Here is a 17,045-nt window from a genome sequence, read left to right on the forward strand (position 1 = left end):
ACTGCGCGCTCAAGGCGCGGGCTCGACGACCTCCACCCGCCCCGTCTCCGTCCAGGCACCGAGTCTAGGCCGATACATGTCCTCGACCCTGGCCGCCGGATGGGCGAAGACGCCCGGCGAGACCGCCCGCAGGCGATAGGCGAGCTGGAACTGCGTGGAGTCGCTTGCCGAGCGATCCACGGCGGCAACGAAGCGGTCCGCGCGAAACTCGGTGTGCGCGGCCTGCTCCGCCAGCCCCAGCCAGCGGATGTCCTTGATCTCGCCCGCCTTGATCAGATTCGGATTGTCGATCTCGAGCCCGGCCGGGAGCGGATCGTCGACGATGAGTCGGGCCTGACGCCGCCGATCCGCCGTGACCGTAATGACAGCGACCAGGCGTTCGCCCTGATCGAGGCGGGCCAGCGTCGTCCGTCGCCCCTCCAGATCATAGTAGGCCCGCTCGATGCGATAGCCCTGGCCGCCAGCCGGCTGAGGGACACGCGGCACGCCCGTGGTCGTCACCACCGCCTCGACGGACGCGCTGCCGCTGTTCTCGATCATCAGGGGCCGACTGGCCAAGACGGCGTCTTCCAGGCGGCGATACAGCGGTCCCTGCGTCGGCTGGCCGTCGACGACCAAGGCCGGCTGGGCGGCCCCCTCGATGAGCGCGTGGGCCGCAAGCAGGAGCCAGGCCTCTTCTTGCGTGCTCGTGCTACCCGTCGTGGACCACTGATCCTGCAGGCGCCGCGCGAGCGCCTGGACATCCACCACCGGCGTTCCCACCTCCGCGGCGAGTGTCAGCAGGCCCGCCCCGTCGCGCAGCGCCGAGCCGAAGTCGCCCCGCCACGCCTCCTGGTCGTCGGCCTGCGCGCTCGCGAGCATGCCGAGGGCGTTGCGGAACAGGGTATCCGCCCGCGGACGGTCACCGTAGAGCGCCAGCGCGGCCCCGAGCTGCGCCTTGGCCAAGGGCGTGGCGAAGGCGTCGAGCTTGGTATCGGCGTAGTAGCGCAGGTCGCCGATCGCCGCACGCCCGTTGCGCGCCAGCACATAGAGCGCATAGGCGACATCCTGACCGCCCGCGCTGAAGTCGGACGCATAGGCGACACCGTTGTGCAGGTTGTCGAGCGCCATGTCGAAGGCGACGCCCGGAATCGCATAGCCCGACTCGCGGGCGCGGGTCAGGAAGTCGCCGACATAGGCATCCAGCCAGAGGTCCCCGCCGCCCGAGGCACCCCAGAGCCCGAAGCTGCCATTGCTGGATTGATTCGCCAGGATCTGGGCGATCGCGTCCCGCACGCGCGCCTGCGCCTGGCCTTCGCCCGCCAGCATGAGCGACTGGGCGACGTCATTCAGGTAGAGCAAGGGCAAGGCCCGGCTGGCGAGCTGCTCGCTGCAGCCATAGGGATAGCGGTCCAGGGACATGAGCAGACCGGCCACGTCCAGCCGTCCGGCACCCCCGATGGAGACCAGCAGAGTGCCGGTCCCGGCGATCCGCTCGGACAACAGAGAGGCGTCCAGACGCAGCGCGCCACCCGCGGGGAGCGGCATCAGGCGCGTGTCGCTGGTCCTCGGCGCATTCGAGCGGACCGGCAGGGTCAGCGTCTTGAGCAGATCCTGGCCGTCCGGGGTCCGCAGCACGATGCTCAGGCGATCGTCACCAATCGTCTCGGCCTGGATCGGCACGCTGACCTGCTGACGTCCACCCGCGGGCAGACTCACCTGAAACTCGGCCGACTCCGATGGAACCTGGGCGTGCCCGCCAGAGGTCGCGACCCGCACGGCGACCTCGCCCGCCGGCCCCTCGACATGGGCGAGTCCGAGCCGCAGACGCGAACGGTCGCCGGGCGCCAGGAAACGCGGCAGCGAGGGCGTGACCACGATGGGATCCCGCACCAGCAGATCCTGGACCGCATGGCCGACGCCATCGGCCGTCCAGGCCATGGCCATGACCCGCACCCTGCCGTTGAAGTCCGGGATCGCGACCGCGACGCGCGCGCGGCCCTGTTCATCCAGCGCCAGGATGCCGGAGTGGTAGGCGACCAGTTCCTCCGTCGGCGGCGGCCCCTCGATGCTCAGCAGGCTGCCGTCACCCCCCGAGCGCACGACGCCGGGCACACCCTGCATGCGGTCGATGAGCTGACCGTAGAGGTCGCGGATCTCCATGCCGAGCCGGCGCTGGGCGAAATACCAGTCGTCCGGTGCTGGCGCCTGGTAACGGGTGAGGTTCAGGATGCCGACATCCACCGCGGAGACGGTCACGTAAGCGGCCTGCCCAGCGGACAGCTTGCCGACCGACACCGGGATCTCGATGGTCTGACGCGGCTTCACGGTGCCCTGGAGCGCGGGCGGCACATCGATTGACAGCGCCAGCTTGCGCTCCTGCGGATCCACCCCGGCCCAGGTCAGGCCGATGGCGCGCGCCGGCATGCGACGGGCCTGCAGATCCATGGGGCGGTAGAGCACGGCCGTCACATAGGCGCCCGGACCCCAGTCCGCGGTCACCGGCAGCTCGACCGAGGCACCCGACTCCGGCACGTCGACGGCCTGCATGGCGATGACACGATCGTCGATCACCATGACCAGGGCCGTCCCGGGAAAGCGTGGCTCGATGCGCACCCGGGCCCTGTCGCCGATGCGGTAGTGGGCCTTGTCGAGCGAGACCTTCAGCAGGTCCGGCGTATCCTGCGCCTTGGGCTCGACGTACCAGCCGGCCTCGAAGTCCAGATCGGCGGGTAGGACTGCGCCATCGTGCGTCTCCAACGCCAGGCGGTAGGCGCCCCAATCCACCGCGGACTCGATCCGGCCGACATCCGACTGACCGAGGTCGAGCGTCCCGTCGGCGACGCGCTGCGTCGCGGTGATGGGCTCGTAGTCCCAGGTCCCGTCGGACTCATACCACTGGAAGCTGGTCTGCAGACGCGACAGGGTCCAGCGCACTCCATCGAGCGCGACGCGCCGACCGGCGGGGTCGATGGCGATCACCTCGAAGCGGGCATTGCCGCCCTCCTCGACCGCGCCATCGAAGAGCGGTTTGACGCCGATGCGGACCTGTTTCGACGCGACCGGCAGGGTCAGCCCGCGTTCGATCGGCCGCCCACCCTCCTCCAGCACCCGCACCTGGATGTCCGCCACCAGCAGCTTGCTGGTGGGCGGGATCTCGGGCACATCCAGGGCGACCTGGGCCTGACCGGCCGCATCCGTACGCCCGGCGGGCAGGGGTCCGCCGATCGGCTCCAGGGACTCGCTCTCCAGACCGAACCTGTAATCCGGGAAGGCCGCCAGCCGGTCCGTCGGCTTGAGCTGGATCTCGCCCTCGAGCGCCAGTCCGCCCGCGGGTGCGCCGTAGAGAAAGCGGGCGTCGAGCGCAAGCGCGGGCGGATCCTCCGGATCCATGGCCTTGACCTGCGCGCCGAGTTCGAAGGTCAGACGCTCGGGCTCGAAGTCCTCGACCAGGAAGGCCAGGTCCGCGAGTGCCGGCCCCTTGGGATCGCTGTAGATGGCAGCATGCCAGGTCCCGCGCATGACCGTCCTGCCGAGCGCGATGCTCGCCTGGTGCCCGCCTTGGCCCTGGTCCTGCGTGACCTGCCTGAACTGCTCGATCCCATCCGGGCGCTTGACCAGGATGGTCATGGGGAGATCGCTCACCGCCCGCCCCCGGGCGTCCCGCACCAGGGCGGTCAGATGCACCGTCTCGCCTGGCCGATAGGCCCCGCGCTCGCTGACCAGATAGACATCCAGCGGTTTGGGCGGCGGGCGCCCATCGACGCCCCGATCGCTCAGATCGAAGGGTGTCTGCGTCAGATCCAGGAAGGCATAGTCGCCGTCACGACCCTCGGCGACCAGCAGCGCCGGCGCATTGCCGCCAGTCCCGCGCAGCAGGCCCGGCTCGAAGCGCGCATACCCCCGAGCATCCGTCGTCGCGCGACCCAGGATGTCGTTGTTCACCGCGACCAGGCGGAGCTGAGTCGCGTCCGCGGGCGCCGCGGTGGAGAGCGATCGCACCAGGGCGTGCAAGCCGTCGTTGCCCGCGAGGGAGGCGAGCCCCAGGTCCGTGACGATGAACCACTGAGTAGCGCGCTCATCCTCGTCGTCCGTGGCATTGTGCGGGCGCGCGGTCATGGCGTAGACACCGGGCTCGAAGTCCTTGATCAGGGCACCCACTGGAACGGCCGTCGTCACCTCGCGGTTCAGCTCGGACTTGACCTCGAGGGTGCCGCTCCAGACGGACTCCCCGGTGTGCTCCGCGATACGGTTCGCGTCCCACTGCCCCAGCTGCTTGCGGAAGACGCCGTCCTCCATCGCCTGGGTCAGGGATCGGTCGCCGATGCGGTAGACCCGCGCGTCCACCTGCTCGGTATTGACCGAGACCACGGGGATGGCGGCGTCTCCACCCTTGGGCAGTACATAGGCGCGGCCCAGAAATCGCACCATGGGCGAGCGATCGCGGACGTAGATATCCAGATCCGAGCCTTTGAGCAAGGTCTCGCCATCCGCGGCGGGGAGCCCGGCGCGCACCAGAACCCGATAGCGCTCGCCATGCCTGACGCCATCGATACAGATCTGCTTCGCCTCGGGCTCGATCGGCAAATCGGTGCGGTCGGCGACGCGGACGAAATCGGTCAGATTCGGCGCCTTGGTCGCCAGCGGCTCGCTGAACTGGATGCAAATGCGCGGGCTGCTGGCGTCCGAGTCGACCTCATGACCCGTCACCCGGAACCCGTGCTCGGCGACCAGCCTGTCGTAGGTTTGCCGCACCTCCCTCGCCTCTGCCAGGGCGAGCGAGTCGCGCGTCGCCCGAATCGCCAGGCGCCATTGCTTGCGCTCAGCCAAGGCGAGACCAAGCAGGGCCAGTGCCGCGGCGCGCGTCTGCTCGCTCCGGGCATGCAGACAGGCATTGATGGCCGCACTGCTCGACTGCTGCTGGAAACGTCGCTGGCCTTGCCAATCGGCGGGCTTGGCCGCCATGGATGCCCGCACGAGGTCCGTCCAGAGCCGTGGATCATCCGGTGTCAGGCGCAGCGCCTGGGCATAGAGAGTAGCGGCGCGCTCGGGCTCCTTGGCCTCGAGCGCCGTCCCCGCCTGAGCGATGAGCGTCTCCAGGCGCTGATCGGGGCGCGGCGCGCCCTGGATGCGCGCCGCCAGCCTGGTCGCCTCATCGCGCTCTCGCGCCGGCAGGAAGCCGAGCGCCGCCATGGCGGCGGCGTTCTGCTCGGACGCCCCGGCGCCGCCCTCGAGGATGCGCCCGGAGATGGCGCCATCGAAGGGTCGCGCCTCGTCATAGCTCTCCTTCAGGAAACACCACTCGGCCTTGACGTTGTAGGTAAATGCCTTGCAGCGAACGTCCTCCTGACAGGCCGTCTTGCAGGCGTCCAGCGAGACCGACTTGAGCGTGGCGTAATCCCGTCCGAAATAGTCGAGCCCCGGGGACACCGCAAGCGCGCGGTCCGCCGCGAACGCTGGCGCGCACAGCAGCAGGAGTCCAACACACAACAGCGACGTCAAGCATCTCGCCGGGCGCTGGAATGAGACTGACGACGAGCAGGACATGGCGAACACTCCTCTGAAACCATGGGCTTCTGAAACACAGGCGACGGAGAAACTCTAGTGCCTGGATCCAGCCGGGTAAAGGCGCTCGACGCGGCGCTAATCAGCACCTCAGGCGGCGACTCGCGAGCACAAGTCGCACACAATGCAATGACAAGCAAAATAAAGTGAATTCGGGAACTTCGCGCTTTTCCCTTAACACGCAGTTTCAGTAAGGGTTAAGATCCCATGGCTTGACCAAATCGATGGTCTCGCGTGCAGTGCAAGACGGCCATCGGCCATTCATCACAACAACCCATTTAGGAGGGTTCGTCGTGTCTAGTTCCGGAAAACAACAAAGCTCCTTGATGCTCGCACTTCTCCCGATCATCATCCTCTACGTCTGCACCATTGCGCTCTTCGCGCTCACCCGTGAAGATCTGGGCGGCACCAGTACCTACTGGCAGTACTTCATCCCCGTCGTCGCCGCCATCTCCATCATCACCGCCTGGGGCAACGCCTACGCGCGTGGTGACTCGCGGCTGTTCTACCTGATCCGCCAGATCATCATCTGGGGCGCCTTCCTCTGGATGCTCATGCTGCTCCAGAAGGCCGGCGTCGATGCCTCGCTCGGCGGTCAGAAGACGACCATCACACTCATCATGGTGCTGGCCTTGGTCGCACTCTTGGTGGGCCTCTACCTGGACGCGAAGATGGTGTTCTACGCCGTTTTCCTGGGTTTCTGCGGCTATCTGCTGATCGACCCCTCGAACGCCGCCGTGCTGACCAAGCTCGGCGAAACCTTCAAGATCGCCGATGCGCAGAGCAAGCCGTTGACCATGGTCACGCTCGTCGCCGTCGCGGCCTTCCTCGTGAGCATCTTCCTGCTGCTCAGCACGCGCGGCTCCATTGCGGCTAGACGCTCACGCTGAGCTTTAAGGTCGTCGGGGCCGGGCACAGTGCTCCGACGACACAGGGAGGAACGGCCCAGGAGGGGCATCGAAGAGGCGCCCGCCCGCCCCGGGATCCGGGTGTGGCGGGCACCCCACCCACCCGGCACGAACCACACCCACCCGGTTCCAGCGGGCAGCTCAAGTTCAGGACCAGCGTCGGCGCCATCCCAGTCTCCGCGCCCCATTCGACCCGCAGCCAGAGCTTGGACGACAACGCCATGCCAGACACCTTCGAGCACCGCATCGAGATCCGTCTCCATGACACGGACGCCGCGGGCCGGCTCTTCTTCGCCCACCTCTTCCGTCACGCGCACGATGCCTACGAGGCCTTCATGTGCGCGGCCGGTCATCCGCTGGCCGAGCTGATTCGCGAAGGCGGACTGCTGCTGCCGCTCACTCACGCGCAGGCGGATTATCGGCGAGCCATGCGCCATGGGGATCGGGTTCGGGTGCAGGTTCAGGTGCTGGAGCTTCGCCAGCGGTCTTTTTCGATCGGATACCGCTTCCTGAGCGATCAGGGTGAGACCCTGGCGACGGCGCGCACGATACACGTCGTCATCAGCGAAGACCCTTCGACGATACCCGAGCTGCCGTCGGACCTCCGCGCCGCCCTCAGCGCCCGCTTGGCCGGAGATCCTCCGACGGAGTGACCCGCATGGACTCGCGACACGCGCATAAGAGCGCGGGCGAGCGAAACAGCGTCCGGATGGATCGGACCTGCCCAGGCGGCTTCAACTCGCGCTAAGTCCAGGTCGATTCCGCCCATCCCGCCTGACAGACACGGCCTTGCGCCGCCCCCTCAAGGCAGCGGGATCTTCCGACCCTCGGCATCGAGCCGCACGAAGGTGATGCAGGTCGAGAAGATGGACGCCTCCTGCCCCGTCTCCAGATCATCCGCGAAGACACTAACCGTGTAGGTCAGCGAGGTCTTGCCGCGACAACTCTCGACCGCATCGAATCTCAGCACCGCGCCCTGATGGACGCCACGGTGAAATTCCACTCGATCCATGCCGATGGTCACGAAGCGACAACCGGGATTGTCCCGGCTCGCCGCAATCCAGCCGACCTCGTCCACCCACTTCAGCAGGCAGCCGCCGAACAGATGTCCGTAGTGGTTGAGATGCTCTGGCCTGACGACCGTATAGGTTTCCATCACCCCTCACAATGCACTCACAAGGCGCTCAAGAACACGCCGAACCCGGCGAAAATGTCACCAAAACGTCATTTGAATGCGCTGGATCTATATTCTACCTGTCGATGTCAGGGTATTTTTCGCCCCCGCAACACAAGAACGATACTAGAAAAGCACGGGGGCAATCATGACCGAAGCATCATCGGTCGGCTGGATCGACATCGTCGTCATCCTCGCCTACTTGCTGACCACCGCCTATCTCGGGTGGCTCGGCTACCGCGGCACGCGCTCTGCCGCGGATTTCCTGGTCGGAGGGCGCTCGGCCCATCCGATTATCATGGCCGTTTCCTACGGCGCCACCTTCATCTCGACGGCGGCCATCGTGGGATTCGGCGGGGTCGCCGGGCTCTTCGGCATGAGCCTGCTCTGGCTGACCTTTCTTAACATCGCGGTCGGCATCTTCATCGCCTTCGTCTTCTTCGGCGAGCCGACGCGGCGCCTGGGCCACCACCTGGGCGCGCACACCTTCCCGGAGCTGCTGGGGCTGAGGTACCAGAGCCGCGGCATCCAGATCTTCGCCGGTGCCCTGGTCTTCCTCTTCATGCCGCTCTACTCCGCGGCCGTGATGACCGGCGGCAGCATTTTCGCGGCCACCCAGTTCGGCATCGACTTCGAGGTCGCGCTGCTCATCTTCGCCGTCATCACCGCCGCCTACGTCATTCCCGGCGGCCTCAAGGCGGTGATGTACACCGACACCTTCCAGGGCTTCGTCATGGTGCTCGCCATGATCTTTCTGCTGGTGTTCACCTACAGCAGCCTGGGCGGCATCACCGAGGCGCATCGCTATCTGACGGACATGGCGGACATGGTCCCCGCCCCGCTGAAGGAGATGGGGCACCAGGGCTGGACCGCCATGCCGGCCTTCGGCTGGGGCGCCAAGTCCTACGACCTCTGGTGGATCGTCATCAGCTCCATCATTCTCGGGGTGGGCATCGGCGTGCTGGCGCAGCCGCAGCTGATCGTGCGCTTCATGACGGTGCGCAGCCGCCGCGAGCTGGATCGCGCGGTGCCCATCGGCGCCGTCTTCATCATGCTGATGACGGGGACGCCCTTCCTGGTCGGCAGTCTGTCCAACGCCTGGATGGCGCAGAACGGCCCGATCCTCCACGGCAAGCTCGTGCAGGAGCTCAACGCCGACAAGGGCCATGCGCTGGTGGAACTGATGCGCGAAACCGAGTCCGGCGGCTGGGAGCCGATCATCAGCCCGAAGATCCAGGCGCCAGCCAAGGCACCGCTGGTGGTCACGGAGCGCTCCTCGGGCACGGACGCGAACGGACAGCCCTTCCAGCTCATCGCTGGACGCTCGACCGCGGTCACCTACGTGAAGGGCGACGCCGACAAGATCATCCCGACCTTCATCTCCTCGGCGCTGCCGCATTGGTTCGGGGTCGTCTTCCTGCTCGCGCTCATGGCGGCGGCCATGAGCACCATTTCGAGCCAATTCCACACCATCGGGACGGCTGCCGGTCGCGACCTCTACGAGCGCATCACACAGAAGGGCGAAAGCCATGAGCCCAACCTGCTGGTCATGCGCCTGGCCATCGTGCTCGGCCTCATGATCGCCGTAACCATCAGCTACACGGTTCGACAGGAATACGTCATCGCCCGCTTCACGGCCATCTTCTTCGGCCTCTGCGCGGCGAGCTTCCTGCCCGCCTATATCGGCGGACTCTTCTTCCGACGGGTCACGCGGGCCGGAGCCATGGCGTCCATGGTCGTGGGCGCCGGCACCTCGCTGTTCTGGCTGCTGCTCGTCAAGGCCAAGGAGGCATCCGCCATCGGCCTGGTCCAGATCCTGACCGGCGGCAAGAGCAGCATCCTTGAGGATTATCCCAACTGGCCCTCGGTGGACCCCATCGTCGTCGCGCTGCCGGCCGCGCTCCTGACCCTCATCCTGGTCAGCGCGGTCACCCGCCCGCCGAGCGCGGAGCATCTGCGGCGCTGTTTCCCCGAGCGGTCCTCCTGAGACTCGACACCGACTGAATCGAGGTACAACCCATGATCGGCATCGATGACCCATACGTCTTGTTTGCCTATTTCGGCACCATCGCCGTCGCCATCATCAGCGTGCTCTACGGCCTGATTCGCCGCAATGCCGCACTCGATGTACTGACAGAAGAAGACCGCCACTGGGCGATGGACGAGCGGGAGGCAGAGGATGGCCTCTAAGACGACACTGATCGCGGCAGGTCTTGCCGCGGCACTCGCCGCCCCGACCCTGCGCGCGGAGACGGCCGCCAGCCCCTTCACCTGGGGCGCGGATCTGCGGCTGCGTCAGGTCTACATCGACAACGTCGGCCTGAACGACGCCAGCGCCACCGCTGACCGCACCTTTCAGCGCTATCGCACGCGGATCTGGGGCGGCTACAGCTTCACCGATCAGATCCAGGCGAACGCTCGGCTGATCTGGGAGGGACGCCACTATCAGGATCCCAACCCCTCCGATTGGTCCACCCCCGGTTTCGAGAAGTGGTACAGCGGCGGCATCCTCTTCGATCAGCTCGCCGTCGATTTCAAGCAGATCGGCGGCTCGCCCCTATCGCTGAAGCTGGGCCGGCAGGACATCATCCTCGGCAACGGCTGGCTGATCCTGGAGGGCTCACCGATCGATGGCTCACGCACCATCTACCTGGACGCCGCCCGCGCCACCTACGCCCTGGACTCGGCGGGCAGCACGCTCGATCTCATGTATATCGACCAGAGCGCGAACACCGGCCGCTTCCCGCAGTCGCTCAACGGCGTCCTCGAGGATCAGACCGAGCAATACGAGCAAGGCGTGGTGCTCTACGCCCGCGACAAATCGCTCCTGCCGGACACGGACCTGGACGGCTACTTCATCTACAAGCACGACCGCCCGAACCTCACCGAAAACAACATCCGCGTCAACAACGGCGCCCCCTTCCCGTCGCCGAGCGATTCCGGCGATATCTATGCCGCCGGCGTGCGCGCCGACGCCAAGCTCACACCCGCCTGGGCGCTGCGCGCCGAGACCGTCTACGAATGGGGCACCCGCAACCAGCGCGACCTCAGCGCCTTCGGCCTCAACAGTCGGCTGACCTACAGCCTCGACGACAGCCTCAAGAATCAGTTCCACGCGGGCTACGAATTTCTCTCCGGCGACGACCCGGACAGTGAAGACGACGAGGCATTCGACCCGCTCTGGGGCCGCTGGCCGCAGTGGAGCGAGCTGATGATCTACCAATGGCCGCTGGAGAGCCGTGTCGGCGAGGCCACCAACCTGCAGCGGCTGAATGCCGGCTGGCAGGCTCAGGTCCATTCCAGCAGCACCGTCACGGTCGACTACCACGCCCTCTGGGCCGACCAGGAGACCACGAGGACCGAGGCCCAGATGGCCAATATCAGCGGCGAAGACCGCTTCCGCGGCCATCTCTTCACCGCCTGGCTCAAGACCAAGTTCAACAAGAACGTCTCCGGACACCTCGTCGCCGAGTATCTGATGCCTGGGGATTATTACGCCGAGAATCGGCGGGATGATTCCTTCTTCTTCAGAGCCGAAGTCACCCTGACCTGGTGACCTTTCCCGACCCTCGCCGACAGAGGTCGGCGAGGGTCGGATGGCGCGGAAGGGAGGGCTATCAGCGTCAGGCGATTGCCGGAAGAGACCGCACCTGATAGCGCGGGATGTTGGTCTGCCCTCAAGGAGCAGTCGCCCAGCGTCCTCGCTCCCGCTACTCGACCGATTGCACCACGGCCTCAAGAACGCCACCGGCCACGCGTGCGCGAATGCGCTCACCCGACGCGACCTCTGATGGATCGCGGATGATCTCACCGCCCGGAAGCTTGGTGACGATGGCATAGCCCCGCGTCAATGTCGCCAGGGGACTGCGCGCCTCAAGGCCAGCGACGGCGCGCATGAGGCGCTCGCGGCGGTGCGCGAGGAGTTCGGCCTGGGAGCGGATCAAGCGCTGCCGCAACGCATGGAGCGCGAGCTGGCCACGCTCGACCCTATGGTCTGGTGACAGGACGAGCAGGCGATCCATCAGCGGCTGCAAACGCCGCCTCGCAAGCCCGACACGCTCGGTCATGAGCGCCTTCAGACGCAGCTCGGCACGATCCAGCCGCTGCGCCCGCTGCTGCAGCCGCGCGGCTGGGTGCACGAGACTCAGATGACGGGCCGCGGCCTTCAGGCGCTGCCGAACGGCCTCCAGCGTCCTGTGCCGCGCACCGGCCAGTCGCGTCGACAGGGCGAGCAGGCGCTGACGTAGGTGCTCGGCGGAGGGGGCAACCAGCTCGGCGGCCGCCGACGGCGTCGCGGCTCGGCGGTCGGCGACCAGGTCGGCGATGGTGATGTCGATCTCATGACCGACGCCGCTCACGACCGGAATCCCGGAGGCCCGGATGGCGCGCGCAAGCGCCTCGTCATTGAAGGCATTCAGATCCTCGAGCGAGCCTCCGCCCCGCGCGAGGATCAGCACGTCGCACTCCGCGCGGGCGTTGGCCAGCGCGAGCGCGGCGATCAGGGAATGCGCGGCGGCGTCGCCTTGGACCTGGGCCGGGTAGATGACGACCGGCAGTCCGGCAAAGCGCCGACCGAGAACGGTGAGGAGATCACGCACCGCCGCACCGGACGGCGAGGTGATGAGCCCGACCTGGCGCGGGAAGTTGGGGATGGGGCGCTTGACCGCCTCGTCGAACAAGCCCTCCGCGGCGAGCCGCGCCTTCAGCCGCTCGAAGGCCAATCTCAGGGCACCCTCGCCGCCCGGTTCCATGTGCTCGACGACGAGCTGGAAATCGCCACGCGCCTCGTAGAGGGTCGCGCGGACCCGCACCAGAACCTGTTGACCGTTCTCGGGTCGAAAGGCCAGCAGGATTCGCTTGGCGCGGAACATGGCGCAGCGCACCTGGGCCGCCTCGTCCTTCAGGCTGAAGTAGATGTGGCCGGATGCGGGCTGAGCCAGATTCGAAATCTCACCACGCACCCAAAGCAGTGGAAAGCTGCCATCGAGCACGGCGCGCACCTCGCTCGCGAGGCGGGAAACGCTATAGACGTCGCGCGAAAAGTCCACGGCCGAGCCGGCGGTTGCAAAGGTGTCGATCATGCGAATCAGTGACGTCGTTCTCAGCGTCGAGTCTTGTATCTGCAGGCAAGGGCGTGAATTTTACGGCCTGAGCCAGTTTACCGCTTGAAATAAAGATTTTATACTTATCTGTTACTTTCCAGTTTTGGAACCGATCCGCGGAGCCGATTCCCATGCGCCTCATCCAGGAAGCACTCACCTTCGATGACGTCCTCCTCGTTCCCGCTCACTCAACCGTGCTGCCCAACGAGGTCGACTTCCATACCAAACTGACCCGCGAGATCGACCTGCGCATCCCGCTCGTTTCGGCGGCCATGGACACCGTGACCGAATCCAGGCTGGCAATCACCATGGCGCTCGAGGGCGGCATCGGCATCATCCACAAGAATATGAGCATCGAGCGCCAGGCGCGCGAGGTGCTGGCGGTCAAGAAGTACGAGAGCGGCATCATCCGCAACCCCATCACCGTGTCTCCGGGCATCAGCATCGGAGAGGTCGTCCAGCTCACGCATGCGAACAACATCTCCGGCGTCCCGGTGACGGAGGACGGCAAGCTGGTCGGCATCGTGACCGGGCGCGACCTGCGCTTCGAGACCCGCATGGACGCCCCCGTCTCGACCATCATGACCCCCAAGGAGCGTCTGATCACGGTCAAGGAGGGGGCAAGCCGAGAGGATGTCCTGAACCTGCTCCACACCAATCGCATCGAGAAGGTGCTGGTCGTCAACGACCGCTTCGAGCTGCGCGGCCTCATCACGGTGAAGGACATCCAGAAGGCCAAGGACTTCCCCAAGGCATCGCGCGACGGCCATGAGCGCCTGCGCTGCGGGGCTGCCGTCAGCGTCGGCAAGGGGACGGACGAGCGCATCGCCGCGCTGGCCGAGGCCGGTGTGGACGTCATCGTCGTGGACACGGCGCACGGGCATTCGCAGGGCGTGCTCGATCGCGTGAAATGGGTCAAGTCGAACTACCCCGAGCTGCAGGTCATCGGCGGCAACATCGCGACGGCCGCCGCCGCCCTCGCGCTGGTCGAGGCCGGCGCGGACGCGGTCAAGGTCGGCATCGGGCCGGGCTCCATCTGCACGACGCGCATCGTGGCCGGTGTCGGCGTACCGCAGATCACCGCCGTCGCCAATGTGACGGAGGCCCTGGAAGGCACGGGCGTGCCGCTGATCGCGGACGGCGGGCTGAGGTTCTCCGGCGACATCGCCAAGGCGATCGCGGCGGGCGCGCACAGTGTCATGATCGGCGGACTCTTCGCCGGCACCGACGAGGCGCCTGGCGAGGTCGAGATCTACCAGGGCCGCTCCTACAAGTCCTACCGCGGCATGGGCTCGCTCGGCGCCATGGGCTCGACCGAAGGATCGAGCGACCGCTACTTCCAAGAGAATACCGAGAAGGAGAAGCTCGTCCCCGAGGGCATCGAGGGCCGCGTCCCCTACAAGGGCAGCCTGCTCAACGTCATCCATCAGCTCATCGGCGGCCTCGGCTCCAGCATGGGCTACACCGGCTGCGCCACCATCCAGGAGATGCGCACCAAGCCCGAGTTCGTGCGCATCAGCGGGGCCGGGGTGCGCGAGTCGCACGTCCATGACGTCCAGATCACCAAGGAAGCGCCGAATTATCGGATCGACAATTGATTCAGGCGTCAGAGGTCACGAACGGCCGCGCGAGACCCAGCCGCGGCCTTGAGCGCGATCTGCCCTTCTCCGTGCTCGGCTCCTGGACGCTGACATCCGCCGACCGCACCCGCGGGGCCGAGCCGGACGAGTGCGACATCTTTGGCGACCCCGACATCGAGCGATCGCACCTCGCGATCGAGGTCGTCTGGACCTCCGGGCGCATCGACACGCTCGCTATCGACCGCAAGCTCGGCGTGGCGGAGATCTGGTACTGGCGCAAGGGCCGCATCCAGCCATACGTGCTCCAAGGCGAGCGTTACCTCCCGGTCACCGCGAGCCAGGTCCTGCCCGAACTCGATCTCGACCGACTGACCAGCTTCCTCGACCAGCCAACCACCTCGCAGGCCATCAAAGGGTTTCGAGATGCCTTGCGGACCCAGCCGCACCATCACTAAAAGAACAGCCAAGCAACAGAAGAACAATTAAGCAATGTCCAACATCCACGCCGACCGCATCCTCATCCTCGACTTCGGGTCGCAATACACCCAGCTGATCGCCCGGCGGGTGCGCGAGGCCGGCGTCTACTGCGAGCTGCATCCCTACGACATGGAGGCGCCCGCCATCCGCGACTTCGCGCCCAGCGGCGTGATCCTCTCCGGCGGCCCGCAATCCGTGCATGAAGACGAGACGCCGCGCGCCGACCCCTTGGTCTTCGACCTCGGCGTTCCGGTGCTCGGCATCTGCTACGGGCTCCAGACCATGGCGGCCCAACTCGGCGGCACCGTCGCCCCGTCGAGCCATCGCGAATACGGCTACGCCCAGGTCCGCGCCCGTGGGCACTCAGCGCTGCTGCGCGACATCGAGGACCATGCCAGCCCCGAAGGCTATGGCCTGCTGGATGTCTGGATGAGTCACGGCGATCGGGTCGAGTCGCTGCCGCCCGGCTTCCATGCGATCGCGGAGACCGACAACGCCCCGCTCGCCGGCATCGCGGATGAGGAGCGCCGCTTCTATGGCGTGCAATTCCATCCAGAGGTCACCCACACCCGCCAGGGGCAGCGCATCATCGAGCGCTTCATCCACGGGATCTGCGGGTGCGGACGGCTCTGGACGCCGAGCAACATCATCGAAGACAGCATCGCGCGCGTGCGCGCCGAGGTCGGCCGCGACAACGTCCTGCTGGGGCTGTCGGGGGGCGTGGATTCCAGCGTGGTCGCCGCCCTCCTCCACCGCGCCATCGGCGATCAGCTCACCTGCGTCTTCGTCGACAATGGTCTGCTGCGCCTCGGCGAGGGTGATCAGGTGATGAGCACCTTTGCCCGTCACATGGGCGTGAACGTCATCCGCGTCGACGCCGAGGAGCGCTTCCTCGGTCGACTCAAGGGTGTGAGCGACCCGGAGCAGAAACGCAAGATCATCGGCAACACCTTCATCGAGGTCTTCGACGACGAGGCAAGCAAGATTCAGGACGTCAGATGGCTGGCCCAGGGGACCATCTACCCCGACGTCATCGAATCCGCCGGCGCCAAGAGTGGCAAGGCGAAGGTCATCAAGTCGCACCACAATGTCGGTGGACTCCCGGAGGAGATGAATCTGGCGCTGGTCGAGCCGCTGCGCGAGCTATTCAAGGACGAGGTGCGCAAGATCGGGATCGAGCTGGGTCTCCCGTCGGAGATGGTGTTCCGTCACCCCTTCCCGGGGCCGGGTCTCGGCGTGCGTATCCTGGGCGAGGTGCAGCGGGACTTTGCGCACACCCTGCGCCTGGCCGATCACATCTTCATCGAGGAACTGCGCCGGGCCGACCTCTACGACAAGGTGTCTCAAGCCTTTGCCGTCTTCCTGCCGGTCCGCTCCGTCGGCGTCGTCGGCGACAATCGGCTCTATGCGCATGTCATCGCACTGCGCGCGGTCGAGACCATCGACTTCATGACCGCGCGCTGGGCGCATCTGCCCTATGACTTCCTCGACCTGGTCTGTCGTCGCATCGCCAACGAGGTGACCGGCGTCTCCCGCGTCGTCTACGACATCACCGGCAAACCGCCGGGCACCATCGAGTGGGAATAGAGGAAACGCCGGACGACGCGCGCTGGATGACACGCGCGCTGGAGCTGGCGCGCCAGGCGGCGGCGGAGGGCGAGGTTCCGGTCGGCGCCATTCTGGTCAGGGACGGGGAGATGCTTGGCGAGGGCTGGAATCGACCCATCGGCGCGCACGACGCCAGCGCCCACGCCGAGATCCAAGCGCTGCGGCATGCCGGGCAACGTGTCGGCAACTACCGCCTGCCCGGCACCACCCTCTACGTCACGCTGGAGCCCTGCGTGATGTGCGCTGGGGCCATCATCCACGCGCGGGTCGGCCAAGTGGTTTACGGCGCTCCAGATCCCAAGGCGGGTGCCTGCGGGAGCGTCTTCGACCTGCTGCCCTCGGATACGCGGTTCAACCACAGGACCGAGTGCCGTGGCGGCGTGCTGGCCGACGCCTGCGGCGAGACGCTCCGCGCCTTTTTTCGGGCGAGACGCTGAGTCGAACGCGCTTCCCAGCGCGGTTGAGCGATCACGCTGACGCCACGGAGATCGACGCCTTGCCCGGATGCGCCTCGCGTCTCGATGCGCGCCGTTTCGTTGGGCCTCGTCCCTCGGCCCAACCTACGCCAGACATCAGTGGTCGCACGCAGCGTCCCCCCAAGATCGCACGGCATCCGAGTTACGCGATACACTCGCCGGATGTTGATCGAGGC

12 protein-coding genes are annotated in these 17,045 nt (G+C 66.6%); 9 read left to right on the top strand and 3 right to left on the bottom strand.

What is annotated here, in order from left to right:
- Window positions 1–9: 9 nt before the first annotated feature.
- Window positions 10–5,481, bottom strand: coding sequence for an alpha-2-macroglobulin family protein (locus CKO23_RS02570; RefSeq protein WP_242482169.1), 5,472 nt, complete (start codon window positions 5,479–5,481; stop codon window positions 10–12).
- Between the two features lie 389 nt (window positions 5,482–5,870).
- Here CKO23_RS02570 and CKO23_RS02575 point away from each other — a divergent pair, with 389 nt between their 5' ends.
- Together CKO23_RS02575 and CKO23_RS02580 are read left to right on the top strand one after the other, a co-directional pair.
- Window positions 5,871–6,434, top strand: a complete 564-nt coding sequence (locus CKO23_RS02575; RefSeq protein ID WP_200328188.1) for a hypothetical protein — start codon at window positions 5,871–5,873, stop codon at window positions 6,432–6,434.
- Between the two features lie 239 nt (window positions 6,435–6,673).
- On the top strand, window positions 6,674–7,105 hold the full coding sequence (locus CKO23_RS02580; RefSeq protein ID WP_200328189.1) for an acyl-CoA thioesterase: 432 nt from the start codon (window positions 6,674–6,676) through the stop codon (window positions 7,103–7,105).
- Between the two features lie 149 nt (window positions 7,106–7,254).
- On the opposite strand, the gene CKO23_RS02585 is transcribed toward CKO23_RS02580, so the two are convergent.
- Window positions 7,255–7,608, bottom strand: a complete 354-nt coding sequence (locus CKO23_RS02585; protein WP_200328190.1) for an acyl-CoA thioesterase — start codon at window positions 7,606–7,608, stop codon at window positions 7,255–7,257.
- Between the two features lie 166 nt (window positions 7,609–7,774).
- On the opposite strand from CKO23_RS02585, the gene CKO23_RS02590 reads away from it, so the two are divergent.
- From CKO23_RS02590 to CKO23_RS02600, 3 genes are read left to right on the top strand one after another with little or no spacing between them, the layout of a single operon-like run.
- Entirely contained in the window at window positions 7,775–9,613 is a 1,839-nt protein-coding gene (locus CKO23_RS02590) for a sodium:solute symporter family protein (protein WP_200328191.1), read from the top strand.
- 32 nt (window positions 9,614–9,645) lie between these two features.
- Entirely contained in the window at window positions 9,646–9,816 is a 171-nt protein-coding gene (locus tag CKO23_RS02595; protein ID WP_200328192.1) for a symporter small accessory protein, read from the top strand.
- Window positions 9,806–11,182, top strand: coding sequence for an alginate export family protein (locus CKO23_RS02600; RefSeq protein WP_200328193.1), 1,377 nt, complete (start codon window positions 9,806–9,808; stop codon window positions 11,180–11,182). The genes CKO23_RS02595 and CKO23_RS02600 overlap by 11 nt, the downstream gene beginning before the upstream one ends.
- Before the next feature lie 154 nt (window positions 11,183–11,336).
- Here the strand turns inward: CKO23_RS02600 and xseA are convergent, their stop codons facing one another.
- Window positions 11,337–12,707: an exodeoxyribonuclease VII large subunit gene (xseA, locus tag CKO23_RS02605; protein ID WP_200328194.1), complete on the bottom strand. Its 1,371-nt coding sequence runs from the start codon at window positions 12,705–12,707 to the stop codon at window positions 11,337–11,339.
- Between the two features lie 152 nt (window positions 12,708–12,859).
- Between xseA and guaB the strand changes: the two genes are divergently transcribed.
- The 4 genes from guaB to tadA are packed head-to-tail and all read left to right on the top strand — an operon-like array spanning window position 12,860 to window position 16,830.
- Window positions 12,860–14,326, top strand: a complete 1,467-nt coding sequence (gene guaB / locus CKO23_RS02610) for an IMP dehydrogenase (RefSeq protein WP_200328195.1) — start codon at window positions 12,860–12,862, stop codon at window positions 14,324–14,326.
- Window positions 14,323–14,763, top strand: a complete 441-nt coding sequence (locus CKO23_RS02615; RefSeq protein ID WP_200328196.1) for a hypothetical protein — start codon at window positions 14,323–14,325, stop codon at window positions 14,761–14,763. The genes guaB and CKO23_RS02615 overlap by 4 nt, the downstream gene beginning before the upstream one ends.
- Window positions 14,764–14,797: 34 nt before the next feature.
- Window positions 14,798–16,372 carry a glutamine-hydrolyzing GMP synthase gene (guaA, locus tag CKO23_RS02620; RefSeq protein ID WP_200328197.1) on the top strand — a complete coding sequence of 525 codons (1,575 nt, stop codon included), beginning with the start codon at window positions 14,798–14,800 and terminating at the stop codon, window positions 16,370–16,372.
- Window positions 16,363–16,830, top strand: coding sequence for a tRNA adenosine(34) deaminase TadA (gene tadA / locus CKO23_RS02625; RefSeq protein WP_346014550.1), 468 nt, complete (start codon window positions 16,363–16,365; stop codon window positions 16,828–16,830). Before guaA ends, tadA begins: the two co-directional genes overlap by 10 nt.
- Window positions 16,831–17,045 lie beyond the last annotated feature (215 nt).

This window comes from Thiocystis violacea (assembly GCF_016583565.1).
GTDB classification, from domain to species: domain Bacteria; phylum Pseudomonadota; class Gammaproteobacteria; order Chromatiales; family Chromatiaceae; genus Thiorhodococcus; species Thiorhodococcus violaceus_A.